We start from the raw sequence: 26,775 nt of genomic DNA on the forward strand, positions 1-26,775 counted from the left end.
AGGTATTCGGCGCCTGACACACCGCTATCGCGGGCAAGCCCGGCTCCCACATCTGATCATCGTCGCCTTATAGGCCGGTGAGCAGATGAACCACGCCGCCCGGCAGTACCATCACTGCGGGTACACCGGCAGCCTTCAACGCCGACTCATCCAACCCACCCACCTCCTTCAATTGCACCCGCACCCGCGTGAGCGCCACGCGCTGCTGTGACGTGACGTTGCACTCCCCGCCCAATGCACTCAGCACCTCGGCCGACAACAGGCTGGGTGTCGACGCGGTAACCGTCTCCGCCACCAAATCAGGCGTCAGGGCTTTCCAGAACGCCCGCTGCAATTTCTCGAACATGCTCAGTGCTCCACAACAGGTGAGGTTTCAACGGTGGCCGCGTGGTACAGGCGCAGGGCCTCGCGTACTTGGTCGGCTTCTTCCAGGCCCAGCACCTGGCGGGCGATGATCTGGCAGTCGTGCAGGTCCAGCTCGCGCACGGTGGCCTTGATGGTGGGGATCAGCGGCACACTGACCGACAGCTCATCCACGCCCAGGCCGATCAACACCGGCACCGCCATGGTTTCGGACGCCAGCGCACCACACACGCCGACCCATTTGCCGTGGGCATGGGCCGCTTTGACGGTGATGTCGATCAGGCGCAGCACCGCCGGGTGAAAACTGTCGGCCTGGCTGGCCAGCCGGGGGTGGTCGCGGTCCATGGCCAGGGTGTATTGGGTGAGGTCGTTGGTGCCGATAGAGAAGAAATCCACATGGGGCGCAAACACATCCGCCATCAGCGCCGCACTCGGCACTTCGATCATGATGCCCAGCTTGGGCAGTTCGCTCAGGCCAAGGGCCTGTGCTTCCTCTTCGAGCATTTTGCGCGCCAGGTGCAGCTCCGACAGCAGGCTGACCATCGGCAACATGATATGCAGCCGCGCCAAGCCGGCGCTGGCAAGAATCGCACGTAACTGTTCACGCAACAGTTCGGGGCGTTCCAGGCACAGGCGGATACCGCGCAGGCCAAGGAATGGGTTGGTCTCGCTGTCCATCGGCACATAGGCCAAGGGTTTATCGCCGCCCACATCCAGGGTACGTACCACCAGATTACGCTCGGTGCCGAGGGCGCGGGCGATGGCGCTGTAGGTGTCGGCCTGCTCCTCTGCGCTCGGCGCACGGTTGCGTTCCAGGTAGAGGAACTCCGAACGCAGCAGGCCCACGCCTTCACCGCCCAGGGTCAGGGATTGTTCCACTTCCTGCAACGAGGCGACGTTGGCTGTGACCTCGACGTGGTGACCGTCGCGGGTGACCGCTGCCCGTGAGGCCTGCGCCACCTCACGCTGCAGCCGCAGCTTTTGCTGTTGGCGCACCGCCTGCAGTTGCTCGATTTCGGCCAGGTTCGGCTCCAGCTGCAGCTCGCCTTTGTCGGCATTGAGCAATACCCGCTTGCCGTTGGCCAAGGCCAGTACTTGGCTGGGTACGCCGCAAAGGGATGGCAGGCCGAGGGCCCGGGCGAGGATGGCCACGTGGCTGGTAGCGCCACCGGCGACCGTGACGAAGCCCAGCACTTTGCTGGTGTCCAGGCCGGCGGTTTGTGAGGGTGTCAGTTGTTCAGCGACCAGGATGGCGCATTCCGGCAGCTCCATGGACCGCTCTGGCACGCCCAGGATCAACTTGAGCACGCGCTGGCCGACGTCGGCCAAGTCCGCCGCACGCTCAGCCAGCAGCGCTTTGCCCAAGCCTTCAAAAAGTTTGGCGGTCGCCACCGTTGCCGTGTTCCAGGCAAAGGCGGCACTCTTGCCTTCGGCCAGCAGGCTATGGGCTTGTTCAAGCAGGGTCGGGTCTTCGAGCAGTTCTTGGTGGGCGCGGAAGATCTCGGCCTGGGCGCTGCCGGCCGCCTTGGCCTGCAACGCTTGCAACGCCTCGTTTGCAGCCCGCAGGCCACGCGCCAATGCGGTACGTTCGAAGGTTTCTCCCGCACCGGCTTCGGGAATCTCAAGCGCTGGCTCAGCCACTTGGACAACCTGGCCGAACGCCGAACCCGGCGACGCACAGACGCCTCGCAATACGGAGGCCGAAGACGCAGGCGCAGCGGGCTTGCTGATTTTCTCGATCGCTACCGGCAGCGTCTCGCCACAGCCGTCGAGCAACAACGCCACCAGCGCCTGGATAGCCGCCTCGGCATCCTCCCCCGCCGCGCTCACTTGCACGCTGTCGCCCTGGGAGGTCTGCAGCGCCATGATCGCCACGAGAGACTTGGCATTCGCGCTCAGGGTTTGCTTGTGCAGGAAAATGCTGGAACTGAACCCCTTCGCCGCCTGGGCAAACACCGCCGCAGGGCGGGCGTGCAAGCCGCTGGCATTGGGCAGGGTCACTGGCTTGGAAAACAGCGCATTGCCCGCCTCCTCGTCCACCTCAGCTTTCATCGGCCCCGGTGAGACCTGCAACAGTGGCTGGCCGGACTCGACCAGCGCCTGATCGGCCACCAACGGCACAAACGGCTCGCCGCTCACAATGAGCATCAAGGTCAGCAGGCTGCGTGCATTGAGCGCGACATAGTCGGCATCGAACTCAATCAGCGGCTGTCCGGCCTCCACCCGCTGGCCCTCCTCGACCAGCCGGGTGAAGCCCTGGCCCGCCAGGTTCACAGTGTCCAGGCCAATATGCAGCAGCACTTGCACACCGTTATCGGCGGTGACGCTGACCGCATGGCCGCTGTCCTGAATGTTGCTGATCACCCCAGCCAACGGCGCGCAGAGGGTTTGCGAGGTGGGGTCGATGCACAGGCCATCGCCAATCACGCGGCCAGAAAATACCGGGTCGGGCACCTGGTCCAGCGCCAGCAAAACCCCGGACAAGGGTGCCAGCAGTTCCAGGGGTTGAGATGTGATCATGACTTCACCTGTTTGTGTTGTTCTTTAAAAATCATTGAGTCGATGCAAGGTTGAGGTTGACGAAGGTCAGTGTGGGAGCGGGCTTGCTCGCGAAAGCGGTGTATCAGGCGACACATTCACTGACTGACCCACTGCATTCGCGAGCAAGCCCGCTCCCGCATTAGCCCGCGTACTCCCTCCTGATTACTTCCACCAATATTCGACCTGCACACCGACGTTCGACCCATGCCGCGCCGTGCCATAGGCGCCGGTGTCGGACAACGCCGTGCCCGCCGCCAGCTCATTGGCCGCACGCTTGGCCGCTTTGTTCCAGGACGCATAGGTGTAATACAACCGCACCTCCGGCCGCGCCCAGAATTCAGGGCCTTTGGGCGACCAGGTCGGGGCGAAGGTAAATTTGCTCAATTTGCGCGTACCGCCGGTGGCATCGACTTGATCGTGCCCCAGCTCAGCAACCAGTTTGAATTGCTCGCTGAGCGCATACGCCGGGCGCACACCCAGGGACATCCAGTTCTGGTCCTGACGCCCTGGGCGCACATCTTTCTGGTACACCGCTTCAACTTGCCCGCCAAAACGCGGAGTCAGTTGCCAATCAAAGAACTCCACCGCGCGGTAACTTTTGCTGCTCTTGTCCAGCGCGGTATTGCCGGTGTAGCCCAGGCCGGTGCCGGGGCCTTCGCCGTACTGCAGGGCAAACTTGTTCTTGCCACCCAGGAAGGCTGCTTGCACATGCTGCGCCGTCAGCGCCCAGCCGCTGTTGGTGTCACGCCCACCGGCCTTGGCGATGTAGCTCAAGCCCAGTTCCAGTTCGCCACCGGGGTTGGTCTTGAAACCGGCGACATTGAAGTCGTGACGGGTGGCGTATTCCTTCTGGTACAGGTTGTCCTTGCGCGACAGGGCGTAGCTGTATTTCAAACCGCCGATCAGCACGTCCTCGATCCCGCCACCGGTGGCGCTCTGGTTCCAGTAGTAGAAGTCGGAGATATGGATATCGTTACGCTTGTAGTAACGCCGCCCGGCCCACAGCGAACCACCATTGAGGCTGGGCAGGTTGGACCATTGCGCATACATCTGCGGCATGCGCGCCGAGCCGTTGTTTTCACCCTGGAATTTCAGGGCACGATCGTACTTGTTATAAAGGGAAGCCATGGCATCGACGCTGAGCACCGAACCGTCGTCGAAGGTCAGCAAATCCTGACGCAGTTCCAGCTCGGCGTACTGCTCGCATTCGTTACCCAGGCGGTATTTGGTTTGCGCACCCGGCAGTTGGAAACATTGCTGCTTGCCGCTGCCCGTTGACGTGCCCACGCCGCTGCGCAAATACCCGGCAAACTCCAGGGCTTGCGCGCCAAAAGGCACCGTGAGGCAGGAGGCAATAAGGCCCAGCTTTATTGTTGTTTTCATGAAACGCTCCTTTTATTTTTATTGTTTTTTCTTACTGTCTTGCGTGACGCGATCACCTGTAGGAGCGAGCTTGCTCGCGAAGAATTTGCAGCCTCCACGCAACACCTGGAGGGGCGCGTTTTCGTTGACGATCTTCGCGAGCAAGCTCGCTCCTACAGGGGGTGTTTCAATCAGTCAGGTGCAGCACGAAGGATTCATAGGGGCGTAGCACCACCGTGCTCGTGCGCAGCGGGCAGTCGGGGTAGTTGCTGATCAGCAGGCGTTGCTCGTTTGCGGCGTTGATCACGCCTTCTGGCAGTTGGATCTCGCATGGCGATCCATAGAAGTTGTTGAGTACCAACAGGCGCTCGCCATGGCCTTCACGCAGGTACGCCCAGACCTGGAGATGGTCTTGCAGCAACGGGCGGTAAACGCCTTGCTGTATCAGCGGTTCGCGACGGCGCAAGTCGATCAGCCTGCGGTAGTGATGCAGCACCGAATCCGGGTCATCCATCTGGCTGTTGACGTTGATCTGCGCAGCATTGGCGGGGATGCCGATCCAGGGTTCACCGCGGCTGAACCCCGCATTCGCTTCGGTGCTCCACTGCATGGGCGTACGCCCGTTGTCGCGGGACTTCTGCATGATCGCCGCCATGCTTGCGGCTTCGGACTCGCCCGCATCGCGCTTGAGCCGGAAGATGTTCAGGGTTTCCACATCACGGTACTGCGAGATGCTGTCGAAGCCGGGGTTGGTCATGCCAAGCTCTTCGCCCTGATACACATACGGCGTGCCCTGCAGAAAGTGCAGCGCCGTGGCGAGCATCTTGGCCGAGACCACGCGGTATTCGCCGTCGTCACCAAAACGCGAGACCACCCGTGGCTGGTCGTGGTTGCACCAGAACAGCGCGTTCCAGCCGCCACCGGCTTGCATGCCCATCTGCCAGTCGGAAAAAATCTGCTTGAGTTGAAGGAAATCGAAGTCGGCCTTCACCCACTTTTGCAGGTTCGGGTAATCGACTTTCAGGTGGTGGAAATTGAAAGTCATCGACAGCTCTTTCGACGCTGGATTCGAATAGCGAATGCAATGTTCCAGGCGGGTGGAGGACATCTCGCCGACGTTGATCAGGTCATGGCCTTCAAAGACTTCGCGGTGCATTTGCTGCAGGTATTCATGCACGTTCGGGCCGTCGGTGTAGAAACGGCGGCCGTCACTGTTGTCCTCGGGGAAATCGGCGGGCTTGGAGATCAGGTTGATCACATCCAGGCGGAACCCACCCACGCCTTTGTCGCGCCAGAAACGCATCATCTTGAACACCTCGGCGCGCACCTGGGGGTTGTCCCAGTTGAGGTCGGCCTGGGTGTGGTCGAACAGGTGCAGGTAGTACTGGCCGGTCTGTGCTTCGTATTCCCAGGCCGAGCCGCCGAACTTGGATTCCCAGTTGTTCGGCTGGTCGCGCCAGATGTAGAAGTCGCGGTAGGGGTTGTCGAGGCTGCTGCGCGCCTGCTGGAACCATTCGTGTTCAATGGAGGTGTGGTTGACCACGATATCGAGCATCAGCTTGATGCCACGCTTGGCGGCTTCGCTGATCAGCAGCTCGCAATCGGCCATGGTGCCGTAGCTGGGGTCGATGGCGTAGTAGTCGCTGATGTCGTAGCCGTTGTCGCGCTGGGGCGAGCGCAGGAACGGCGTGACCCACAGGCAATCCACGCCCAGCCACTTGAGGTAGTCGAGTTTGTCCACGATGCCCAACAGGTCACCGGTGGCGTTACCCGCGTGGCTGTGGAAGCTTTTGGGGTAGATCTGGTAGATCACCGAGTGTTGCCAGGTTTGCATGGTGGGTTCCTTCAGTAGAGTTGGGTGCTGGCCCTTCTGGCCTCATCGCAGGCAAGCCAGCTCCCACACTTGAATGTGTTCACACATCACTGTGGGAGCTGGCTTGCCTGCGATAGCGATCTTCAGGCGACCCGGTAACCAGGCCGAACGATCTTCATGCTCAACATGCACGTCAGCGCAAACGGCACGACCATCGCCACGACCATGCCGATCACGAACATCGGAATCGCGCTTGGCACGATCGAGATAAACCCGGGCAACCCACCGACACCGATGGCCGACGCCTGTACCTTGTTCAACGACAGGAAGATGCTGCCCAGCGCCGAGCCCAGCAGCGCGGCGTAGAACGGAAACTTGAAGCGCAGGTTCACCCCGAACATCGCAGGCTCTGTGATGCCGAAGTAAGCGGAAATCGCCGAGGTCGAGGCCATGCTTTTGTCCCGTGCATTGCGGGTCATGTAGAACACCCCGAGGGCGGCGCTGCCCTGGGCCAGGTTGGACATGACAATCATCGGCCAGATAAAGGTGCCGCCCTGGGTGGAGATAAGCTGCAGGTCGACCGCCAGGAACATGTGGTGCATGCCGGTGATCACCAGCGGCGCATAGAGCAGGCCGAAAATCGCGCCGCCGATCATCGGGGCGATCTCGAACAGGGTCACCAGGCCTTCGGTGATCAGGATGCCAAGGTGACGAGTCACCGGGCCGATGATCGCCAGGGCCAGCACACCAGTGACAACGATGGTGGTGATCGGCACCACCAGCAGTTGAATGGCATTCGGCACCCGCGCCCGCAGCCACTTCTCGATCACGCTCATGACAAAGGCGGCCATCAGGATCGGCAGGATCTGCCCCTGGTAACCCACCTTCTCGATCTGGAACCAGCCGAAGATTTCGAAGTACGGCAGGCTCTGGCCGTCGAGGCCGGCGACCGCCTTGCCGTAGTTCCAGGCGTTGAGCAGGTCCGGGTGTACCAACATCAGGCCCAGCACGATGCCGAGGATTTCACTGCCGCCGAACCGCTTGGCCGCCGACCAGCCCACCAGCGCCGGCAGGAACACGAAGGAGGTGTTGGCCATCAGGTTGATCAGGCTCCACAGGCCATCCAGGTTCGGGTAGGCCTCCAGCAGCGTCTGGCCTTCGATGAACATGCCCTTGGCGCCCATCAGGTTGTTCACGCCCATCAACAGGCCGGCGATGATCAGCGCGGGCAGGATCGGCATGAACACATCGGAGAACACCCGCACCAGGCGCTGCATGGGGTTGGTCTTGTCGCCGCCGGCTTTCTTGACGTCGGCAATGGTCGACGCGGCCAGGCCGGTCAATTCGCGCAGGGCGGCGTAGACCTTCTCCACTTCGCCGGGGCCGATCACCACTTGGAACAGGCCGCCGGTAAAGAACGAGCCCTTGACCAGGTCGACCTGGTTCAGGGCACTGCTGTTGACCAGGCTAGGGTCCTTGAGCGCAAGGCGCAGGCGGGTCACGCAATGGGCAGCCTGCTCAAGGTTTTCGCGGCCCCCGAGGTTGTCGAGAATCTCGCGGGCAATCGTTGAATAGTCGTGGCTCATGCTCGTTTTCCACTGTGATTGTTTTTATGGGTGGCAGTCGTTGGCAGCACGCCGAGGAGGGAAAAGTACTCGTCTGTACGAGTTAAATCAACAACTCGTCTGTACGAGTTACACTTTTGTTTATGCCTGCGAGCTTTCTGTCAGATTTTTCCCCGGCTCGTACCTCCGTCCAATGGACAAACCCCACCTCTGCCACTATGGTTCCTGCCTTGAACGCGCAGTCCACCTTCATAACGCCGGGCAAGAGCCATCCCATGAGCAAATACAACCAGATCTATACGGATCTGCTTGCCAGCATCACCACCGAGCGCCTGCAGCGCGGTACGCGCCTTCCCTCCGAAACCGAACTGATGGACGCCTACCAGGCCAGCCGTGGCACCGTGCGGCGCGCCATCGAGCAGTTGCAGGAACGTGGCTTTGCACAAAAAATCCACGGCAAGGGCACCTTTGTGTTGTCGCCCAACCCGATCGAGTTCCAACTGGGCGGCATCGTCAGCTTCCACGAAACCCACGCCGACCTGGGTGATGACGTACGCACCGAGGTGGTCGAGTTCACCCAGATTCCACTGGAAGGCTCACTGCTGCAGCACATCGAGGCCGAGCCCGGCACCCTCATTACGCGCATCAAGCGGGTACGCCGCATCGGTGGCAAACGGGTGATCCTGGACATCAACCACTTCATCAGTGACCTGATTCCCGGCCTGGATCACGACATCGCCGAGCAGTCGATCTACGCGTTTATCGAGCAAACGCTGCAGCTGCAGATCAGCTATGCGCAGCGCACCATCGAAGCCTTGCCGCGCAGCAAGGACGACCAGGCGCATCTGGATCTGGATGGGCAAAGCCATGTGATTGTGGTGAGCAACCAGACGTTCTTGCAGGATGGAAGGCAGTTCGAGTACACCGAGTCGCGACATACGTTGGATAAGTTTTATTTTTCGGATGTGGCACGGCGCTAAACCCGGCTGCTCCCTGGGGCTCGCTTAAACCCGGCCCCTCACGACACCGAGATACTCCTGGCCAAGCCTGCTGCCCATGCGCCGGCCATCTTTTCCCCCACGGCTTCGAACTCCGGGTGGGTACTTCGATACTCGGATAGCTCCGCCATGGCGCGACTCATGCCATCGTCCACTCTGGCGAGCAATTCGTTACAGCGCGCCTGCGTCAAACTGCACGAACTGCGCCCGAACTGCACAAGCATCTTGCGCTTTGGCCACGCCTTCGAACCGCCAAGCAACAGCCCCATGATGTCGTTGCCGGCGTAGACCGTAGTGGTCACCAGGTCATAAACGGGGGCAAGCCAGACATCGGCATCCTCGGCGCAGTTTTCATAAAGCAAGCCGAAGTTTTTCAGGTGTGCATCACCGTTCTGAATACCGGCCGAGAGCGCCACCATTATGAAAAAGTCTTCAAGAGCCCTGGCTACCCGGCTTGGCGTGACAAATGACCTGATCAGTTTTGCGCACCCTTGATAGCTGCCGTCATATTTTTTCCCGGTTCCCCATCCCGATAGAACACACATATCCTCAAATCCGAGGTAGGCGTTTTCACCGATGTCGAACCGCTTCACTACCAGAAACTTCCCGTTATGACTGAGCTGGACCTCAGGCACCTCAAGACCACAATGGTATGCGGCACGCATGCAGAAAAATTCATTGGCCGCCAACTGAGGAACGTCCGACTCATTGAACGCCTTTACCAAATGCGTGGCGCCCTTGTGGGTAAGACGTTCAATATCAGCAGCCATATCGCCAACATCGCGAACCAGCACTTTCGGCTGAACGCCCGACACCCCTGAATAAGCGGCGTAGGTTTTCAGAAGCTCATCGAACAGGTCTTCAGCCCCGTCGTACACCAGCAGGTCAGCCAGCTTGACCCCAGGCAACGACGCATCACCCGCTTGATGGGCAACGCTGATACGACCCAATTGGTGCGGACCTACGATGCCCAATAAAGCAAAGTCATCAAAACCGCGCACCGATTTGCTGAAACGCCGTACGAGTTCGGCCTTGAGATGCCCTTCAGGAATGTGCATCTCAAACAACGGGTGAATGCCGTACTCCCAGTTGTAGCTTTCCAGGCGCACCGGCATGGTCAAGGACACTGCTTGCTCTTGGGCCACCGTGTCGTTATACGAAAAAATCGAGTCACGCTGATTTTCATTACGTCGCCCGAGCGTTCCAGCAGGCACACCGTTGGTGCCGATGTACAACCGATCACGTTGGCTAGTCATGGACACCTCCTGCCTTCAATTCGTCGAGAGTCATGCGTCGAGGATTGGGGGTGGCGGTCAATTCGTATCCCAAGCCTTCAAGAATCGCTGCGACCTTGCGAATACCTATTTCAGGGATGGTATTGTTTTCGATCCCCGAGATGGTGGCGCGACTCATGCCGTGCCGCTGTGCTAGCTGACTTTGCGAAAGGCCTGCGGACTTTCGCAGGGTTTTGATCAGAATTCCTAGATCCTCCATCTATATCGCATCCTATACAATGCAAAACCTCATAAATTACAATTTTGCATAATATACAATGCATTTTGTAGTGAACAGCTTCCTTGATGTACAGAGGATGAGTTCTTCTAACCTACTCGCCTAACATGCAAAAACCCCGGCACATGGCCGGGGTTCTGTTATTCAGTCCTCACCTGCTATCGCAGGATCATTCCCACTCAATCGTCGCCGGCGGCTTGCTCGACACGTCATAAGTAACGCGCGAAATACCTTCGATCTCATTGATAATCCGGCCGCTGACCGTCTCCAGCAGTTCGTAAGGCAGGTGAGCCCAACGCGCCGTCATGAAGTCGATGGTCTCTACGGCACGCAGCGCAACAACCCATGCGTAACGACGGCCATCGCCTACAACGCCAACCGATTTCACCGGCTGGAACACCACGAACGCCTGGCTGACCTTGTGGTACCAGTCGGCCTTGCGCAGTTCTTCGATGAAGATGTGGTCGGCACGACGCAGCAGGTCGGCGTATTCCTTTTTCACTTCACCGAGGATACGCACGCCCAGGCCCGGGCCTGGGAATGGGTGGCGGTAGACCATGTCGTACGGCAGGCCCAGTTCCAGGCCCAGACGGCGGACTTCGTCCTTGAACAGCTCGCGCAGCGGTTCTACCAGCTTGAGGTTCATTTCCTCAGGCAGGCCACCCACGTTGTGGTGGGACTTGATCACGTGGGCCTTGCCGCTCTTGGCGCCGGCCGACTCGATCACGTCGGGGTAGATGGTGCCCTGGGCGAGGTACTTGATGTTGTCCAGTTTGGTGGACTCGGCATCGAATACGTCGATGAAGGTACGACCGATGATCTTGCGCTTCTTCTCCGGGTCGGACTCGCCGGCCAGGTTGTTGAGGAACTGGTCCTCAGCGTTGGCGCGGATCACCTTGACGCCCATGTTCTCGGCGAACATGGCCATCACTTGCTCACCTTCGTGCAGGCGCAGCAGGCCGTTGTCGACAAATACGCAGGTCAGCTGGTCGCCGATGGCCTTGTGCAGCAAGGCCGCCACAACCGAGGAGTCAACGCCGCCGGACAGGCCGAGCAGCACGTTGTCGGTACCGACCTGGGCGCGCACTTGGGCGATGGCGTCTTCAGCGATTTTAGACGGGGTCCACAGGGCTTCACACTCGCAGATGTCGAGGATGAAGCGCGACAGGATGCGCCCGCCTTGCTTGGTGTGAGTCACTTCCGGGTGGAACTGCACGCCGTAGTAGCGACGCTCGTCGCTGAACATGCCAGCGATCGGGCAGCTCGGGGTGCTGGCCAGGATGTGGAAGTCTTCCGGCATTTTGGTGACCTTGTCACCGTGGCTCATCCATACGTCGAGGCCGAACAGGCCGTCGGCGTCGATGTGGTCTTCGATGCCGTCCAGCAGGCGGCTCTTGCCAACCACGTCCACACGGGCATAACCGAATTCACGCAGCTCGGAACCTTCAACCTTGCCGCCCAGTTGCTCGGCCATGGTCTGCATGCCGTAGCAGATGCCAAATACCGGCACGCCCAGGTCGAATACCGCTTGCGGGCAGCGCGGGCTGTTGGCTTCGTGAACGGACTCGGGGCCACCGGCGAGAATGACGCCTTTGGGTGCGAATTCGCGGATCGCTTCATCGTCCATGTCGAACGGGTGCAGTTCGCAGTACACGCCGATTTCACGCACGCGGCGGGCGATCAGTTGGGTGTACTGGGAACCGAAGTCGAGGATCAGGATGCGGTGGGCGTGAATGTCGAGGGCCATGAAGTCAGTCTCGTCTAATGAATCAGAAACAACTCGGGGCTGAAGAACAGCCCCGGTTACTTAACATTTTGCTGGAAGGCTCAACCTACACGGTAGTTTGGCGCTTCCTTGGTGATCTGCACGTCGTGGACATGGGATTCAGCCATGCCGGCGCCGGTGATTCGCACGAACTCTGGCTTGGTGCGCATTTCTTCGATGTTGGCGCTGCCGGTGTAACCCATCGAGGAACGCAGGCCGCCCATCAGTTGGTGAATGATCGCGCTCAGGGTGCCTTTGTATGGCACACGGCCTTCGATACCTTCCGGTACGAGCTTCTCGGCGCCTGCCGAAGAGTCCTGGAAGTAACGGTCGGAAGAGCCTTGCGCCTGGGACATGGCGCCCAGCGAACCCATGCCACGGTAAGCCTTGTACGAACGGCCCTGGAACAGTTCGATCTCACCTGGCGCTTCTTCGGTACCGGCGAACATCGAGCCCATCATCACGCACGAGGCGCCGGCAACGATGGCCTTGGACAGGTCACCGGAGAACCGGATGCCACCGTCGGCGATCAACGGTACGCCCGTGCCTTCAAGGGCAGCGGCGACGTTGGCGATGGCGCTGATTTGCGGCACGCCCACACCGGCAACGATGCGCGTGGTGCAGATGGAACCTGGGCCGATACCGACCTTGACTGCATCGGCGCCAGCTTCGGCCAAGGCCTTGGCGGCAGCGCCGGTGGCGATGTTGCCGCCGATCACCTGTACGTCAGGGAAGTTCTGCTTGACCCAACGCACGCGGTCGATCACGCCTTTGGAGTGGCCGTGAGCGGTGTCGACCACCACCACGTCAACACCGGCAGCAACCAGGGCCGAGACGCGGTCACCGGTGTCTTTACCGGTACCAACCGCAGCGCCAACGCGCAGACGACCTTGGTCATCCTTGCTGGCCAGCGGGTAAGCCTTGGCTTTTTCGATGTCGTTGACGGTCATCATGCCTTTGAGGGCGAATTTGTCGTCGACGATCAGCACGCGCTCGATGCGGTGCTTGTGCAGCAGTTCGCGCACATCGTTCTTGTCGGCGCCTTCCTTGACGGTGACGAGGCGCTCTTTAGGCGTCATCACTTCGCGGACGGTCACTTCAAGGCGGTTCTCGAAACGCACGTCACGGGAAGTGACGATGCCGACCAGGTCGCCATCGTGCAGCACCGGGACGCCGGAGATGTTGTGCATGCGAGTGAGTTCGAACAGATCACGCACGGTGGCGTCAGCTTCGATGGTGATCGGATCTTTCACCACACCGGCTTCGTAACGCTTGACCTTGCGCACTTCGGCAGCTTGCTGCTCGATGGTCATGTTCTTGTGGATGATGCCGATGCCGCCTTCCTGAGCCATGGCAATGGCCAGACGGGCTTCGGTGACGGTGTCCATGGCAGCGGAAACCAGGGGAATATTCAGCTCGATGCCACGGGTTAGGCGGGTCTTGAGACTGACTTCGTTAGGAAGCACCTCGGAATAACCGGGCACTAGGAGAATGTCGTCGAATGTCAGAGCTTCTTGGCTGATACGCAGCATCGCGGGGGCTCCCGAGCGGGAAAATGGAAGCGCGCCATTATATACATGCACCCTGCCGGGCTCAATGTAAAACTCTGACAAACTTGGTAATAGTGATAGATGGTTTAAAGCTCGACTTTGACCCAGCTCACCTTCTGGTCCAACCAATCGGCAAACTCGTCGATAAAGCTCTGCTTGAAACCCGCCTCCGCCCAGTTGTTGAAAATGAAGCCCAGGTTGGAAAACCCGCACTCCTGCAAGAATAAAAAGCCATTAATGTCGTCTTCATGCCCACATAGCGGGCAGGTGAAGTTATCGGTGTGGCCGGGCATCCAGTCTTCCAGGCTTTCGAACAGCGCTTCTCCGACCTCCTTCAGGCACTCCGGGCAACCGGCCTCCTCGAGAAAGCCCTTGGCCGGGGTATAGATGCAACGCTTATAGATGATCTCCAAGCCATTGACCGGCTCGTTGAACGGCAACGCCTCGGGATGCAGCACCACGGCGCGGGCGCCATCGGCCAGGGCGTAGCCCATGCGGTTGCCGGTGCGGCCGCAAGTGGTGAGCTCTTCCTTGATGATGTTCTTGCGCACCAGCCAGCGCACAATCGCCCGGGCGCGGGGTTCGTGGACGGGCAAGGTGGAGATTTTCGGGACAAGGATGCTTTGGGAATTCATGGGAGTCCTGCGGTGTGGCTACTGGCGCCATCGCGGGCAAGCCCGGCTCCCACAGTTGATCGCATTCCAGTGTGGGAGCCGGGCTTGCCCGCGATGACGCCCGGGAGGACGGCAGCTTAATCCCTGAAAAAATCAGGTCAAGTACTCACATACCGCCCGATCAACGCAATACCACTGGCCAATACCAACCAGGTCACCAACCGCACGAACGCCTCACGAGACAGCCGCATCGTCAGCCTGCGCCCACACCACAGCCCCAGGGCCATCGCTGGCAACAGGCAAACCGCCAACATCAATAACGGCCAATCTGCATAAACCCCGGCAATCAGGAACAGACTCAAACGCACAACCGTGCTGCAACTGATCAGCGCACTTTGCGTGGCCCGCGCTGCGTCCTTGGGCAAACGGCTATTCAGATAGATCGCATATAAAAAGCCGCCACTGCCAAATAGCGCACCAAACAGGCCACCCACAGTGCCCATGGGAATCGACCACCCCGCCGCCAGCTGACTGGGCCGTGCTTTCACCGCCAGGCTGTAAATCGCGTAGGCGCTGATAAACAGCCCCATCAACAACAGCAGCAGGTCCGAATGCAGGTTGAGCAAAAACACCACCCCCAGGGTGCAGCCGATGGCCATGCAGGGCAGCAACCGCAACAGTTCTGGCTTGTTCACATCGCGCCGCGTTTGCAGCAGGCCACCAAACGCCGCGACAAAGTCCAGAAGCACCAGCAACGGGATGATCTTCGACAGCGGCATGAATAGAATCAGGATCGGCCCCGCCACCAGCGCGGTGCCAAACCCGGCAATGCCGAACACGATGTAAGCCACCGCCACACCCAGGCCGATCACCAGCCAATCCACACCGCCGAACGACCACTGGCTCATCAACTCCACCGGGCTCATGACTTATTCCTTCTATTTCAGATGCCACTCACTTTAGCCATCGAGGAGTGTTGCGACTAATATCTTCAAAGCTCGCTACCCATCTCAAAAAGGCATGACTTTTGATCTCCACTCGCCAACTGCGTTATTTCGTCGAAATCGCCGACAGCGGTAGCTTCAGTGCCGCGGCCCAACGCCTGTTCGTGGCGCAATCGGCGTTGAGCCGGCAGATCAAGGAGCTGGAATCACAACTGCAAACCCCGCTGTTCGAACGCACTGCACGCCAGCCACGGCTGACGGCCGCCGGCGAAGCCTTTTACCCACGGGCGCGCAACCTGCTGAGTGAGTTGCTCAAGGCCAGCGACCTGGCGACGCAAGTGGGCCAGGGCCAACTCGGCACTCTGCGCCTGAGCCACTCGAGTACCGTGCCGATGAGCGGCGCGTTACTGCAAGGCATCAGCACGTGGCTGGAGCGCTGTCCGGGTGTGTCGATGGATATCGTCAAGCTCTCCTCCGAAGCCCAACTGGAGGAAATCGCCGAGGGGCGACTGGACGTCGGCCTGCTGCGGTTGCCGGTGTTGCGCCAGCGCGAAGGCGTGCGCGTGGTGCCGTTGTACACCGAGCCGTTGGCGCTGGCGGTGCCGACAGGTCACCCGTTGGCACGCAGCGACGCAGCGGTGGAGTTGGCGCAACTCAAGGACCAAGCGTTTATCTCGATCCCCCATCCTCAGCGCGGCGGGCTGAGTTATCTGTCGGCCGAATTGTGCATGCGTGCAGGTTTTTTCCCCAAGGCAGCGCGGGTGATGTCGCGCAAGACCACGCAGTTGCAATTGATCCAGGCCGGTTTTGGCATTGCCTTGTTACCAAAATCCATGCAGGACATCGCCCCGCCCAACGTGCATTTTTTGCCCTTGGCCGACCCGGACTGCCACAGCACCGTAGCCCTGGCCTGCGCGCAAGCGCCAAACGCGCTGGTGGAGCAATTCTGTCAAACCCTGCACGAATGCCTATAAACTGCCGCCCATGATTAAAGATCCTTTTGCCCGCTTGGGCCTGGACCGCGAAGTCCTGACTGTCAGCCAACTCAACGGCCGTGCGCGGGTGTTGCTGGAAGACGTGTTCACCAATATCTGGGTGGAAGGCGAGATCTCCAACCTCGCCCGCCCGGCCTCCGGCCATGTGTACTTCACGCTCAAGGACAGTGGCGCCCAGGTGCGTTGCGCGCTGTTTCGCAATAACGCGGCGCGGGTACGCCAGGCGTTGAAGGACGGCCTGGCGGTGAAGGTGCGCGGCAAGGTCTCGTTGTTCGAGGGCCGTGGCGATTACCAACTGATCCTCGATACCGTGGAGCCGGCCGGTGATGGTGCGCTGCGCCTGGCCTTTGATGCACTGAAGGAAAAGCTCAGCGCCGAAGGCCTGTTCAGTGCCGAACGCAAAGTGGCGCTGCCGGTGCATCCTCGGCGCATCGGCATTATCAGCTCACCCACCGGCGCGGTGATTCGCGACATCATCAGCGTGTTCCGCCGCCGTGCGCCGAACGTTGAACTGACCCTGATCCCTACCGCCGTGCAAGGCCGCGAAGCAATCGCGCAGATTGTGCGGGCGCTGAAACTCGCCGACGCACGCGGTTTCGACGCGCTGATCCTGGCCCGTGGCGGTGGCTCCCTGGAAGACCTCTGGTGTTTCAACGAAGAGGCGGTGGCTCGCGCAATTGATGCCTGTGTTACCCCCATCGTCAGTGCCGTCGGCCATGAAACCGATGTATCCATCAGTGACTTCGTGGCGGACGTGCGCGCCCCTACCCCCTCCGCCGCCGCCGAGTTGCTGGCCCCAGACGCCAGCCATCTGGTGCGCCAAGTAGAAAATTTGCAGCGCCGCCTGGTGATGCTGATGCGCAACCGCCTGAGCCACAGCCGCCTGCGCCTGGAAGGCATGGCCCGCCGCTTGCGTCACCCTGGTGAGCGCTTGCGCCAACAGGCCCAGCGCCTGGATGACCTGGACATGCGCTTGCGCCGTGCGTTTGAGCGCAGCCTCAATACCCGTCGCGAGCGCTTGATCCGCCTGGAAACCCGCCTCGCCGGCCAACATCCTGGCCGTCAACTGGCCCTCTTGCGCCAGCGCCTGGACAGCCTCGCCGAACGCCTGCCCCGCGCCATGCGCGAAGGTCTCAAGGCGCGGCGCCTGCAACTGCAGAGCCAGGTGCAGACGTTGCAGGTGGTCAGCCCGCTGGCGACCCTGGGCCGTGGCTACAGCATCCTGTTGGACGAGCGCGGCCAGGCGATTCGCAATGCCGCGCAAACCCACACCGGCCAGCGCCTCACCGCGCGCCTGGGCGAAGGCCAATTGCAAGTGCGGGTGGAAGACAACCACCTGACACCCGTCACCCTTTCATTATTGGATTGATCGATGCCACGCCTACTGAGCCTGTTGATGCTGTTGTGCCTCACGTTTAACGCCCACGCCGACAGCTACATCACGCGAGCCCTGAACAAACCCGTGCCTGGCGGCGTGGCCGTCGTCGAACTAGGCCCTTCGGCCACGGCGCCAAAAGCCACCTACCAGGGCAAGCCGGTGCTGGTGGTCAAGGAGCAGGACAACTGGCTGGCGATTGTCGGCATCCCGTTGACGGTCAAGCCTGGCAACGAGCGCATCAGCAGCGGGGGGCGCAACCTGCCGTTTATCGTCGGCTACAAGAAGTATCCGGAACAACGCATCACCTTGAAGAACAAAAGCCAGGTCAACCCCGACCCGGCCCAGCTCAAGCGCATCGAAGGCGAATTGGCAGTGCAGCTCAAGGCTTACCGCAGCTTCAGCCCGAATTTGCCGAGCAATCTGGTGCTGGATAAACCGGTGAACGGGCCGCTGTCGAGCAAGTTCGGCGTGCGACGCTTCTTCAACGGCGAAGAGCGCAACCCGCACTCGGGCCTGGACTTCGCCGTACCGGCCGGCACACCGATCAAGACACCCGCCAATGGCAAGGTGATTCTGGTCGGCAATTACTTCTTCAACGGCAATACCGTGTTTGTCGACCATGGCCAGGGGTTTATCAGCATGTTCTGCCATATGTCGAAGATCGATGTGAGGGTGGGTCAGCAACTGGTGCGCGGTGCGGTAGTCGGCAAAGTAGGCTCGACAGGCCGGGCCACTGGGCCGCATATGCACTGGAACGTCAGCCTGAACGATGCGCGGGTAGATCCGGCGATTTTTATCGGCGCGTTTCAACCCTGAATACCGTGGCCGTGAGGGGCGTCAGTGATTTCCTGCGCTGACGCCTGATCTGCCGCAGGTTCGCTGCAATGCACTGTGATCTTCTTACACTTTTGCGATGAACCATCCGACACCCGAGACTCACTCAACCAGCGATTTACACGGACGTAATGAGCAGGACCTGAGCATTGGAGATCCAATTCCCATGAGACTCTTTCCATGTCCCTTACCCCAGCACTGTCAGAGCGACATTCGCAAAACCTCTTGACCTCATCTCACGCCTCACCCGGTACCCCCCCGACCAGCCCGCCTACACCACCCGCAACTCTGCAACAACCTGCATCAGTCCCCTTGCCCGCCGCCGCCAATTACGCCCCCGATCACCCGCCTACTCCCGCCTCGTCAGGTATAACCCCGGCGAAAATGCGATACCAACAGTTGGTGAAGCATTTCAAACCCAGCAATGAAATACAGTTCACCACTGAACACGCGATGCTGACTGAAGACATGCAACGCCTGCACAGCCAGCAACCCGGCTTCAAGGCCTTTGTGCAGGCGCAACTTGAGGAGGCGTTCCCCGCGATCAGGCCGCTGGATACCGACATGCTCAGTTTCAATCGCTACCGCGTGGGCGATGGACGCGAATCACTGGCCTCTTCAGAACCCCTGATGACTGCGCTGGCCAGGATGATCCGCGACATCCAGGCCAACCCGAATGCGTTGATGCGCCCGGAGCGGGGCATAAGCACTCAATTCACTCATCGACGAACCATTGCCGACCTGGCGGTACCGGTCTTTACCGAAGGCACACTGCAATCCATTGCTCGCAGCATTGCCACGCAATACCCGCAGGCGCTTGAAGAATACTGGAGCACACCGCGGCCGGTGGAAAATCAGCCGACTCTCCAGATGCCGCCGCAAGAGCAACTGTTGTTCCTGCACAAAAAGCAGCTGTCGATCCTCGCCTCACTGCGCCTGAGCGATGGCACCCTGAGCGCGACCGGCAAAGACCTGATCGACTCCGCATTGCGCTACCCCACCCTGCAAGACCGAGAAAAACGCTTCACCGACGGTGATCGCTTTGGGGTGTACCCCGTCACTGTGGATGACCAAACGGAACATGGCGCGATGCTGCCAGGGGCCTTTCTCATCACCCGAAAAGACGGCTCATATGCTACGCCGCCCACCTGGCCGAATGGGCGCGCACTTGCGCTCAACGATGACAATGGCCCCGTCGTGATGTACACGCCCAGCGAAGGTTTCGAGGAATTCGCAACCCCGGCCCAGGCGCGCCAGGCTTTGGCCAGCCGCCTGGACCAGGGCGGTGTCGAGGCCAAGTTGCTCCTGCAAGGCCTGCCCCCGGCTCTGCAAAACCGGCCCGATCCTATTACCGGAAAAGATCTGATGTCCAGTGTCGAGCCATCGGCCGGGGATGTGTTGGCGCAATCCATCCCCTGGATGCTCAAACGCCAGCGGGCAGACATTAATACCCACCTGAGCACAGCATTGGCGCCAGGCAAAACCGTCAACCCTCTTCTCGACAGTGCCACATTGGAAGGTATCGATAATGCGGCCGATTGGTCGTACCTCATCGATGGCACCAACGCCATGCTGGCCCGGGACGCCAAACTGACCGACAAACTCCAACCCGAATGGTTGAAAAATCTAAGCCCCTTTCAAGAAGCCTTGTTTTTGCACTTGGAAAAGGCGCAGGAACAGAGCCTGGATGCGCTGACGCCCCTGCTTGAAAAAATCCCGGCGCTGAACACCTTCGCCCGTGATCGCCTGAATGCAGCCATCAAACAGCGATACCCGGCAGCAGAAATCGATGCGGATCAACTCATGGTGCAGGTCCACACCCGCACCGCCATCCACGGTGGGAGAGGGACTGGCCAACCCCTCTATTCGAAACAAGACGCGGTGTCCCTGACCGACTTGGCGCTGAAGAATCCCAGTGGCTTCCCTGCCGTCGAAAGAGGTGTATACACCGATGAGAAAATGACCTTGCCTCTGCGCGACAAGCACGGCAAGCCTGTGCGAGACCTGAGCGGCAAGCCGGTTACCCTGGATACCGACGATCTCAAGGCACTGGTCAATACCACCGATGTCGGGGGCGAATACACCAAACTGCTCAAACAGGAAATGGCCCCAGATGCCCCATCGGGGAGCGCTGTGCTCTTGCGCACAGCGTGGAAAGCTCATCTGGCAGACGCGATGGACAAAGAGGCGTTTCTGGCAGAACTCAGCCCCGACGCCTATACGGAACTGGCCAGCGACAACATCCATAAACGCGCGGCGCAGTGGGCGGATGCGGTACTGACTCACCCCGACCCGGCCACCCGCCCTCAAGTCGATGGGAAAACCATCGTCGCCAACAGCCTGCTCCACAGGGGGCTAGCGGTGCAGGGCGTAATGGTGATCGGCAACCAGACAGATCCATCACTGGTGCTGTACACCCCCAAGGCTCCCGACGGCATTACTTATCGCGAAGTGGCGGATCACACGGCCCTCAACACCCTCCTGGAGAAAAAAGAGTGGGCAACCTATATCGCGCAAAGAAAATCACCGGTCAGTAAAGATGAGATCGATCAGTTCAAGGGAGCGCTTAAAGAAGTTGCGTACAACCCAACGAAATTGATGTCCCCCGAACTGGTGGTTTCGTCGGTCAAGCTGCTGGGAGGCGCCACTCGCCTTGAGCCCATAAAAGGTGATTTCCAAGACCATCTGTACAAGCAACACGTACAGATGGCGATCGACCGAGCGGATCACCAGTCCGTAAGCAGTGCGCAGGTCGCACGGCAATCGCTCAAGAACAAAATCGAGTTCGGCATTGAAGTGGCATTGATCTTTACTGACCTGATACCCGTGGCTGGCAAGGGCGTGTCTGCGGGTTTTCGTCTGGGCAAAGCCGGCATCAGCGCACTGCGTGCCAACAGCAGAGTGTTGCCACACCTGATCAAAAGACCCGGCCTGGGACGGGCGATCTACAGTGATTTCACTCTGTCTGCGTCGGGTATCTCCAATGTTCGCGCGGCCCCCATGCGCCCGGTATTCAAATCGTCGACGGCCACAGGCGCGATTACCCCGCGCCCTGGGCCAAGAGCACTGCCTGCGCCCGTCAGCCCAGTGCCGGCGCGCCCCTTCGCCAGCACCGGCAACACTATTGCCGGCTCACGCACGCCCAACGACGCCGTCATTCCAGAGCGCGACTTGAGTGCGTACGCCAGGCCTGGCGACATGATCAACGGTCGGACGCTCAGGAGTGACGGTACCTATAACGTTGGCGACGAGTGGTTCATCCGATTTACCGACAGTACCCGCGTGAGGAGGGTTTATCAGATCGATTCAGCCTTTCACGCTCGCAGTGGCTGGGTCAATATCATCGACCCGAACGTCCCATCAACTGCGCCCAAAAGCAGCAGGATCGTCGCCTCTGTACAACATGCGGGCAACGGTGAATGGCGCCTGAATCAACTGCCCGGTGGAGCCCCCACGCCGACACCGGGAACTTCGACGACAGGCGCCGGGGCCCCTGCCCGACCAGCGTTACCAGACGCCGAGTATTTCAGCCTCAACAGAGGGCGGCTGGTCGAAGCCGACTTCACCGCTAAAACCTTGCCTGTGGCCAGGTATTGGTTCAGGCGGGATTTGTATAACTTCTACAAGAACATGCTCACTCAAGGCCAGATGCCGCCGCGCCCGCCCCGGCTGGAGCTCGCACCCGGCACCTCGCCGGCCGACCTGTTGCGTAAGGCCTACGAAATCACTGATGTGGTGGTACTGGGCGAGCGCCATAACGAAATCGCCAGTTTCCAGATGCTCAAAGAGAATATGCAGGCCCTCAAAGAGTCTGGGGTTACCACACTTTATCTTGAGAATGTCGAAACCAATGCCGCGGGCCAGCTCATGGATGTGGGCATGGGGGCCCACCGTCCTCAAGGCGCGTCTCCCACGCTCTCGGAACTGGTTCAACTTGCCAATGACAATGGAATCACCGTCAAATCCCTCGAGCACCACTACTTGACCCGCCGATCGGATATGCCCGATTTCTATAAGTACGTTGGGGACAACGACGAAGGTATTACTCGCCTGCAAGAATTCAATTACTTCGCGAGCCGTATCTTGGAAACACGCAAGCCGGGCGAAAAAGTACTCGCCTTGGTAGGCCGGGCCCATATGAACACGGCCCGAAACGTTCCAGGTCTGGCGGAACTCAATGGAGGGGTGGGCATAGGCGTGTACCCCGACACAACATTCAACAAAAGTGTTGCCATCAGCGGCCCATCAATCCCGAGAGATCCCGGGGCTAACGTCACGAATAGCCTCACGGTAGGGGATTATCAGATCTTCCATAAAGTCACTTGAGCAATCACCGTCGTGCGTTGTTTGCGCGATGGTGAGCCTCTCACTGTCGCATGCTGGGACACGTGAAAACCTCATGACCAAAATTGCGCCACCACCTACAGCAGCGCAACAATGTGAAGAACATAAGATATTATTAGCAATAAATATCTATAAAGCTTGTTTTACACAGAAAATCTATCAATTTTTCCTGGCCACCTTGCCATCTCACTTGGCCACGGTTAGGGTTGGGCTTATGAAAACCTCTCACACCCTCATTCAGCTCCGCCAGCACCGCAGCCTGTGCCTAGTCAGCGCACGACTGCCAGGCTGAATCGATCTGCCTCGTCCTCAAGTTTTATCCCCAATAACAGTTCTACGGCAGGCCGCCTTTTCTCGGCCCCTACAACCAAGGATTTCCCGATGAGCATGCTCAAAGACCCGTCTTCGAAATACCGCGCGTTCCCGACCATCGACATCCCGGACCGTACCTGGCCGTCGAAGACCATCACCCAAGCGCCTATCTGGTGCAGCTCCGACCTGCGTGATGGCAACCAGTCGCTGATCGAGCCGATGGACGCGGTGAAAAAGCTGCGCTTCTGGAAGACCCTGGTGGCCGTTGGCGTGAAGGAAATCGAAGCCTCGTTCCCGGCTGCTTCGCAAACCGACTTCGACTTCGTGCGTACCCTGATCGAAGACAACCACATCCCCGAGGACACCACCATCCAGGTGCTGACCCAGGGCCGTGAAGATTTGATCGCACGCACCTTTGAATCCCTGCGCGGCGCCAAGAAAGCCATTGTGCACTTGTACAATGCCACCTCGCCGTCGTTCCGCCGCATCGTGTTCAACCAGGACAAGGACGGCATCAAGGCCATCGCGGTCAACGCGGCCAAGCTGTTCGTCAAGTACGCTGCCCAGCAGCCGGAAACCCAGTGGACGTTCGAATACTCCCCAGAGACGTTCAGCGCCACTGAGCTGGAATTCGCCAAGGAAGTCTGTGACGCAGTGATCGAGGTGTGGAACCCCACGCCTGAGCACAAGATGATCCTCAACCTGCCCGCCACGGTTGAATGCGCCACGCCGAATATCTATGCCGACCAGATCGAGTGGTTCGGTCGCCATATCAACCGTCGCGACAGCGTGATTATCAGCCTGCACACCCACAACGACCGTGGCACTGGCGTGGCGGCCACCGAGCTGGGCCTGATGGCCGGTGCCGACCGTGTTGAAGGCTGCCTGTTTGGCAACGGCGAGCGCACCGGTAACGTCGATTTGGTCACCGTGGCGCTGAACATGTACACCCAGGGCCTGGACCCGCAGTTGGACTTCTCCGACATCGACGGCGTACGCAAAGTGGTCGAGGAATGTAACCAGATCCAGGTGCACCCACGTCACCCATACGTCGGCGACTTGGTACACACCGCGTTCTCCGGCTCGCACCAGGACGCGATCCGTAAAGGCTTCTCCCAGCAGAAAGACGATGCCTTGTGGGAAGTGCCGTACTTGCCGATCGACCCGGCCGATATTGGCCGCAGCTACGAGGCGGTGATCCGTGTGAACAGCCAGTCGGGTAAAGGCGGTATCGCCTACCTGCTGGAGCAGGAATACGACATCAGCTTGCCGCGTCGCATGCAGATCGAGTTCAGCCAGGTGGTACAGGCCGAAACCGACCGCGTGGGCCTGGAGATGACCGCACCACAGATCTACGCCTTGCTGCAGCGTGAATACCTGCAAGCCAACACGCCGTACGCGTTGGTCAGCCACCGCCTGCAGGAAGAGAATGGCAACAGCTTTGTCGAGGTGGAAGTTTCCGGCAAAGGCCAGGGCGAAACCAACCTGCATTGGAAGGGCAAAGGCAACGGTGCGTTGGAAGCGCTGGTAGCGGGCCTGCCGATTGGCGTGGAGATCATGGACTACAACGAGCACGCGATTGGTGCGGGTACCAATGCCAAGGCAGCGGCCTATATTGAACTGCGCGTGAACGGCGAACGCCCGGTGCATGGTGTGGGGATCGATGAAAACATCACTACCGCCAGCTTCAAGGCGCTGTTCAGTGCGTTGAACCGTTCGTTGAGCCAGTTGGAAGCCAAAGCCGCGTAAGCATTGCCGTAATGCAAAAGGCCCCTGGGTGAGAATCCAGGGGCCTGATCGTTCCCACGCTCTGCGTGGGAATACAGCCCTGGACGCTCTGCGTCCGCCCTTAGAAGCGGTACGCAGAGCGTCCCAAGAGGCGTTCCCACGCAGAGCGTGGGAACAATCTCAGAGCCTTAGACAAACTGAAAACTATCGGCATCCAGGTTCGCCGGGAACCGCGTACGGTAAGCCGCCAGCTCCGCCGCATCCAGGATCACCTGGAACACCCCATCCGCCTCACCCGCACTCAGCAACGTCTCCCCCTGAAAATCCAGCACCTGGCTATCGCCGGTGTAGGCAAAGCCCTTACCGTCCGTGCCGACCCGATTCACCGCCGCCACGTAACACAGGTTCTCAATCGCCCGCGCCGGCAACAGCCGATTCCAATGCTGACGCCGCGCACCCGGCCAGTTGGCGGTGTACAGCAGCAGGTCCGTATCCTGGGCATCGCGGCTCCACACCGGGAAGCGCAGGTCGTAGCAGATCAGCGGGCGAATGCGCCAACCCTTCAATTCGAACTGCACCTGGCGCTCGCCTGGGGTGTAATGGTCATGTTCACCGGCCATGCGGAACAGGTGGCGCTTGTCGTAATGCAACACCTCGCCATCCGGCCGCGCCCACAGCAAGCGGTTGCGGTGGCTGCCATCGGCGGCCTGGATGATCACACTGCCGGTAATCACGGCCTGGTACTTTGCCGCTTGGGCCTGGAGCCAATGATGGGTGGGGCCGTTTTCCGGCTCGGCGAGGCTTTCTGATTCCATGGAAAACCCTGTGGTGAACATCTCTGGCAGCACGATCAAGTCGGCGCCTTTGGCCTGCTCCAGCAGCAACTCGAAGTGTTCGAAATTGGCCTGGCGGTCATGCCAGGCCAGGCTCGTCTGCACCAGGGCAATGTTCAGATTGGGCAATGTACTCAGATCACGCATAGTTTTTGCGCCGCATGTCGCAGCGTCTCCTCGCGTTTGGCAAAGCACAGGCGCACCAGGCGCTGGCCTTGGGGTGGGTGCTGGTAGAACACCGAAACCGGAATGGTCGCCACGCCATGTTCGCGGGTCATCCACAGGGACATGGCCACGTCATCCAGGTCTGGGCGAATCTGCGAGTAATCCACCAGTTGGAAGTAAGTGCCGGTCACCCGGGTAAAGCTCAAGCGCGATGGCGCCAGCAGGTCGCAGAACAGGTCCCGCTTGGCCTGATAGAAGGCCGGCAGCTCTTCGACATGTTCCGGGTGTTCGGCCATGAAGTCCGCCAAAGCGTACTGCAAAGGGGTCACGCCGCAGAAGTTGACATATTGATGCACCTTGCGCAGTTCGGCCGTCAGGGCCGGCGGCGCGACCACGTAACCGGTTTTCCAGCCGGTCACGTGATAGGTCTTGCCGAAGGAGCTGACCACAAAGGCGCGCTGATACAGTTCCTGATGGGCCAATACGCTGACGTGGGGCACACCGTCGAATACGAGGTGCTCGTAGACCTCATCGCTGACCAGATAAATATCACGGTTGCGGATCAGTTCGGCCAACTGGTCCAGCTCGGCGCGGCTGATCAGTGCGCCGGTGGGGTTATGTGGCGAGTTGATGATGATCATGCGGGTGCGCGGTGACAGCGCCGCCTTGATCTTCTCGAAGTCCAGGGCAAAACCGTCCAGGCTCAGTTGCACGTGCACGCAACGACCACCGGCCAGCTCCACCGAGGGCTCATAGCTGTCGTAGCTGGGGTCGAACACGATGACTTCATCGCCATGATGAATCACCGCCTGAATCGCGCAGAAGATCGCCTCCGTGGCACCAGGGGTGATGGTCACCTCGCTGTCGGCATTGACTGTGGCGCCATAACTGCGAGCAATCTTGGCGGCCACCTGCTGACGCAACACGGGCAAGCCGGTCATGGGCGCGTATTGGTTGTGACCCAGAGCGATATGCCTGCCCACTGCGTCGAGCAAACCTTGCGGGCCATTGAAATCCGGGAAACCTTGGGACAGGTTGAGCGCGCCAGTTTCAGCGGCGAGTTGTGACATGGTGGTGAAAATGGTCGTGCCGACGTTTGGCAGCTTACTGGTGATCATCAAAAGCCCCTGCAGGTGAGCCCCAAGTTTTAAGCTGCCTA

General features: G+C 59.9%; 19 protein-coding genes. 6 read left to right on the forward strand and 13 right to left on the reverse strand.

Features of this window, described 5'->3' with window-relative positions; translation table 11 throughout:
• Window positions 1-67: 67 nt before the first annotated feature.
• The 5 genes from QK296_RS13510 to treP form a co-directional block, all read right to left on the reverse strand.
• A complete protein-coding gene (locus tag QK296_RS13510; protein ID WP_003193989.1) occupies window positions 68-346 on the reverse strand; it encodes a PTS transporter subunit EIIB in 279 nt (92 codons plus the stop codon).
• A gap of 2 nt (window positions 347-348) precedes the next feature.
• A complete protein-coding gene (gene ptsP / locus QK296_RS13515; RefSeq protein ID WP_282391029.1) occupies window positions 349-2,883 on the reverse strand; it encodes a phosphoenolpyruvate--protein phosphotransferase in 2,535 nt (844 codons plus the stop codon).
• A gap of 183 nt (window positions 2,884-3,066) precedes the next feature.
• Window positions 3,067-4,287 carry a carbohydrate porin gene (locus QK296_RS13520; protein WP_003193991.1) on the reverse strand — a complete coding sequence of 407 codons (1,221 nt, stop codon included), beginning with the start codon at window positions 4,285-4,287 and terminating at the stop codon, window positions 3,067-3,069.
• A 166-nt stretch (window positions 4,288-4,453) separates the two neighbouring features.
• On the reverse strand, window positions 4,454-6,100 hold the full coding sequence (treC, locus tag QK296_RS13525; RefSeq protein WP_003193992.1) for an alpha,alpha-phosphotrehalase: 1,647 nt from the start codon (window positions 6,098-6,100) through the stop codon (window positions 4,454-4,456).
• A gap of 122 nt (window positions 6,101-6,222) precedes the next feature.
• Window positions 6,223-7,665: a PTS system trehalose-specific EIIBC component gene (treP, locus tag QK296_RS13530; RefSeq protein WP_282391030.1), complete on the reverse strand. Its 1,443-nt coding sequence runs from the start codon at window positions 7,663-7,665 to the stop codon at window positions 6,223-6,225.
• 254 nt (window positions 7,666-7,919) lie between these two features.
• On the opposite strand from treP, the gene treR reads away from it, so the two are divergent.
• Window positions 7,920-8,624 carry a trehalose operon repressor gene (gene treR / locus QK296_RS13535; protein WP_003193994.1) on the forward strand — a complete coding sequence of 235 codons (705 nt, stop codon included), beginning with the start codon at window positions 7,920-7,922 and terminating at the stop codon, window positions 8,622-8,624.
• Window positions 8,625-8,662: 38 nt separating this feature from the next.
• On the opposite strand, the gene QK296_RS13540 is transcribed toward treR, so the two are convergent.
• The 6 genes from QK296_RS13540 to QK296_RS13565 all read right to left on the reverse strand — a co-directional run bounded on the left by QK296_RS13540 (window position 8,663) and on the right by QK296_RS13565 (window position 15,009).
• A complete protein-coding gene (locus tag QK296_RS13540) occupies window positions 8,663-9,898 on the reverse strand; it encodes a type II toxin-antitoxin system HipA family toxin (RefSeq protein ID WP_003193995.1) in 1,236 nt (411 codons plus the stop codon).
• Window positions 9,891-10,136 (reverse strand): helix-turn-helix transcriptional regulator, encoded by a 246-nt coding sequence (locus QK296_RS13545; RefSeq protein ID WP_003193996.1) that lies wholly within the window; start codon window positions 10,134-10,136, stop codon window positions 9,891-9,893. Before QK296_RS13545 ends, QK296_RS13540 begins: the two co-directional genes overlap by 8 nt.
• 187 nt (window positions 10,137-10,323) lie before the next feature.
• A complete protein-coding gene (guaA, locus tag QK296_RS13550; RefSeq protein ID WP_003193997.1) occupies window positions 10,324-11,901 on the reverse strand; it encodes a glutamine-hydrolyzing GMP synthase in 1,578 nt (525 codons plus the stop codon).
• Window positions 11,902-11,981: 80 nt separating this feature from the next.
• Window positions 11,982-13,451, reverse strand: coding sequence for an IMP dehydrogenase (gene guaB / locus QK296_RS13555; RefSeq protein ID WP_003193998.1), 1,470 nt, complete (start codon window positions 13,449-13,451; stop codon window positions 11,982-11,984).
• 104 nt (window positions 13,452-13,555) lie between these two features.
• On the reverse strand, window positions 13,556-14,104 hold the full coding sequence (locus QK296_RS13560; protein WP_003193999.1) for a hypothetical protein: 549 nt from the start codon (window positions 14,102-14,104) through the stop codon (window positions 13,556-13,558).
• A gap of 137 nt (window positions 14,105-14,241) precedes the next feature.
• Entirely contained in the window at window positions 14,242-15,009 is a 768-nt protein-coding gene (locus QK296_RS13565) for a sulfite exporter TauE/SafE family protein (protein ID WP_003194000.1), read from the reverse strand.
• Window positions 15,010-15,110: 101 nt separating this feature from the next.
• Between QK296_RS13565 and QK296_RS13570 the strand changes: the two genes are divergently transcribed.
• The 5 genes from QK296_RS13570 to leuA all read left to right on the forward strand — a co-directional run bounded on the left by QK296_RS13570 (window position 15,111) and on the right by leuA (window position 24,639).
• On the forward strand, window positions 15,111-16,001 hold the full coding sequence (locus QK296_RS13570; RefSeq protein WP_282391031.1) for a LysR substrate-binding domain-containing protein: 891 nt from the start codon (window positions 15,111-15,113) through the stop codon (window positions 15,999-16,001).
• A 10-nt stretch (window positions 16,002-16,011) separates the two neighbouring features.
• Window positions 16,012-17,391, forward strand: a complete 1,380-nt coding sequence (gene xseA / locus QK296_RS13575; protein ID WP_003194002.1) for an exodeoxyribonuclease VII large subunit — start codon at window positions 16,012-16,014, stop codon at window positions 17,389-17,391.
• A 3-nt stretch (window positions 17,392-17,394) separates the two neighbouring features.
• A complete protein-coding gene (locus QK296_RS13580; protein WP_282391032.1) occupies window positions 17,395-18,216 on the forward strand; it encodes a M23 family metallopeptidase in 822 nt (273 codons plus the stop codon).
• A gap of 471 nt (window positions 18,217-18,687) precedes the next feature.
• Window positions 18,688-22,560, forward strand: coding sequence for a membrane-targeted effector domain-containing toxin (locus QK296_RS13585; protein WP_282391033.1), 3,873 nt, complete (start codon window positions 18,688-18,690; stop codon window positions 22,558-22,560).
• 399 nt (window positions 22,561-22,959) lie between these two features.
• The gene (gene leuA / locus QK296_RS13590; protein ID WP_014719812.1) at window positions 22,960-24,639 is read left to right on the forward strand and encodes a 2-isopropylmalate synthase; all 1,680 of its coding nucleotides are present in this window, start codon (window positions 22,960-22,962) and stop codon (window positions 24,637-24,639) included.
• A gap of 167 nt (window positions 24,640-24,806) precedes the next feature.
• Here the strand turns inward: leuA and QK296_RS13595 are convergent, their stop codons facing one another.
• Complete coding sequence (locus QK296_RS13595) at window positions 24,807-25,598, reverse strand: amidohydrolase (protein ID WP_003194006.1); 792 nt, start codon at window positions 25,596-25,598, stop codon at window positions 24,807-24,809.
• Window positions 25,586-26,734: a pyridoxal phosphate-dependent aminotransferase gene (locus QK296_RS13600; RefSeq protein WP_032900867.1), complete on the reverse strand. Its 1,149-nt coding sequence runs from the start codon at window positions 26,732-26,734 to the stop codon at window positions 25,586-25,588. The genes QK296_RS13595 and QK296_RS13600 overlap by 13 nt, the downstream gene beginning before the upstream one ends.
• Window positions 26,735-26,775 lie beyond the last annotated feature (41 nt).

The sequence above is a fragment of the Pseudomonas sp. AL10 genome, from assembly GCF_029960685.1.
Taxonomy (GTDB): domain Bacteria; phylum Pseudomonadota; class Gammaproteobacteria; order Pseudomonadales; family Pseudomonadaceae; genus Aquipseudomonas; species Aquipseudomonas lactis.

Coding starts and splice junctions, on each gene's coding strand:
- QK296_RS13510 (WP_003193989.1), bottom strand. CDS start 346: ATGTTCGAGAAATTGCAGCGGGCGTTCTGGAAAGCCCTGACGCCTGAT.
- ptsP (WP_282391029.1), bottom strand. CDS start 2,883: ATGATCACATCTCAACCCCTGGAACTGCTGGCACCCTTGTCCGGGGTT.
- QK296_RS13520 (WP_003193991.1), bottom strand. CDS start 4,287: ATGAAAACAACAATAAAGCTGGGCCTTATTGCCTCCTGCCTCACGGTG.
- treC (WP_003193992.1), bottom strand. CDS start 6,100: ATGCAAACCTGGCAACACTCGGTGATCTACCAGATCTACCCCAAAAGC.
- treP (WP_282391030.1), bottom strand. CDS start 7,665: ATGAGCCACGACTATTCAACGATTGCCCGCGAGATTCTCGACAACCTC.
- treR (WP_003193994.1), top strand. CDS start 7,920: ATGAGCAAATACAACCAGATCTATACGGATCTGCTTGCCAGCATCACC.
- QK296_RS13540 (WP_003193995.1), bottom strand. CDS start 9,898: ATGACTAGCCAACGTGATCGGTTGTACATCGGCACCAACGGTGTGCCT.
- QK296_RS13545 (WP_003193996.1), bottom strand. CDS start 10,136: ATGGAGGATCTAGGAATTCTGATCAAAACCCTGCGAAAGTCCGCAGGC.
- guaA (WP_003193997.1), bottom strand. CDS start 11,901: ATGGCCCTCGACATTCACGCCCACCGCATCCTGATCCTCGACTTCGGT.
- guaB (WP_003193998.1), bottom strand. CDS start 13,451: ATGCTGCGTATCAGCCAAGAAGCTCTGACATTCGACGACATTCTCCTA.
- QK296_RS13560 (WP_003193999.1), bottom strand. CDS start 14,104: ATGAATTCCCAAAGCATCCTTGTCCCGAAAATCTCCACCTTGCCCGTC.
- QK296_RS13565 (WP_003194000.1), bottom strand. CDS start 15,009: ATGAGCCCGGTGGAGTTGATGAGCCAGTGGTCGTTCGGCGGTGTGGAT.
- xseA (WP_003194002.1), top strand. CDS start 16,012: ATGATTAAAGATCCTTTTGCCCGCTTGGGCCTGGACCGCGAAGTCCTG.
- QK296_RS13580 (WP_282391032.1), top strand. CDS start 17,395: ATGCCACGCCTACTGAGCCTGTTGATGCTGTTGTGCCTCACGTTTAAC.
- QK296_RS13585 (WP_282391033.1), top strand. CDS start 18,688: ATGCTGACTGAAGACATGCAACGCCTGCACAGCCAGCAACCCGGCTTC.
- leuA (WP_014719812.1), top strand. CDS start 22,960: ATGAGCATGCTCAAAGACCCGTCTTCGAAATACCGCGCGTTCCCGACC.
- QK296_RS13595 (WP_003194006.1), bottom strand. CDS start 25,598: ATGCGTGATCTGAGTACATTGCCCAATCTGAACATTGCCCTGGTGCAG.
- QK296_RS13600 (WP_032900867.1), bottom strand. CDS start 26,734: ATGATCACCAGTAAGCTGCCAAACGTCGGCACGACCATTTTCACCACC.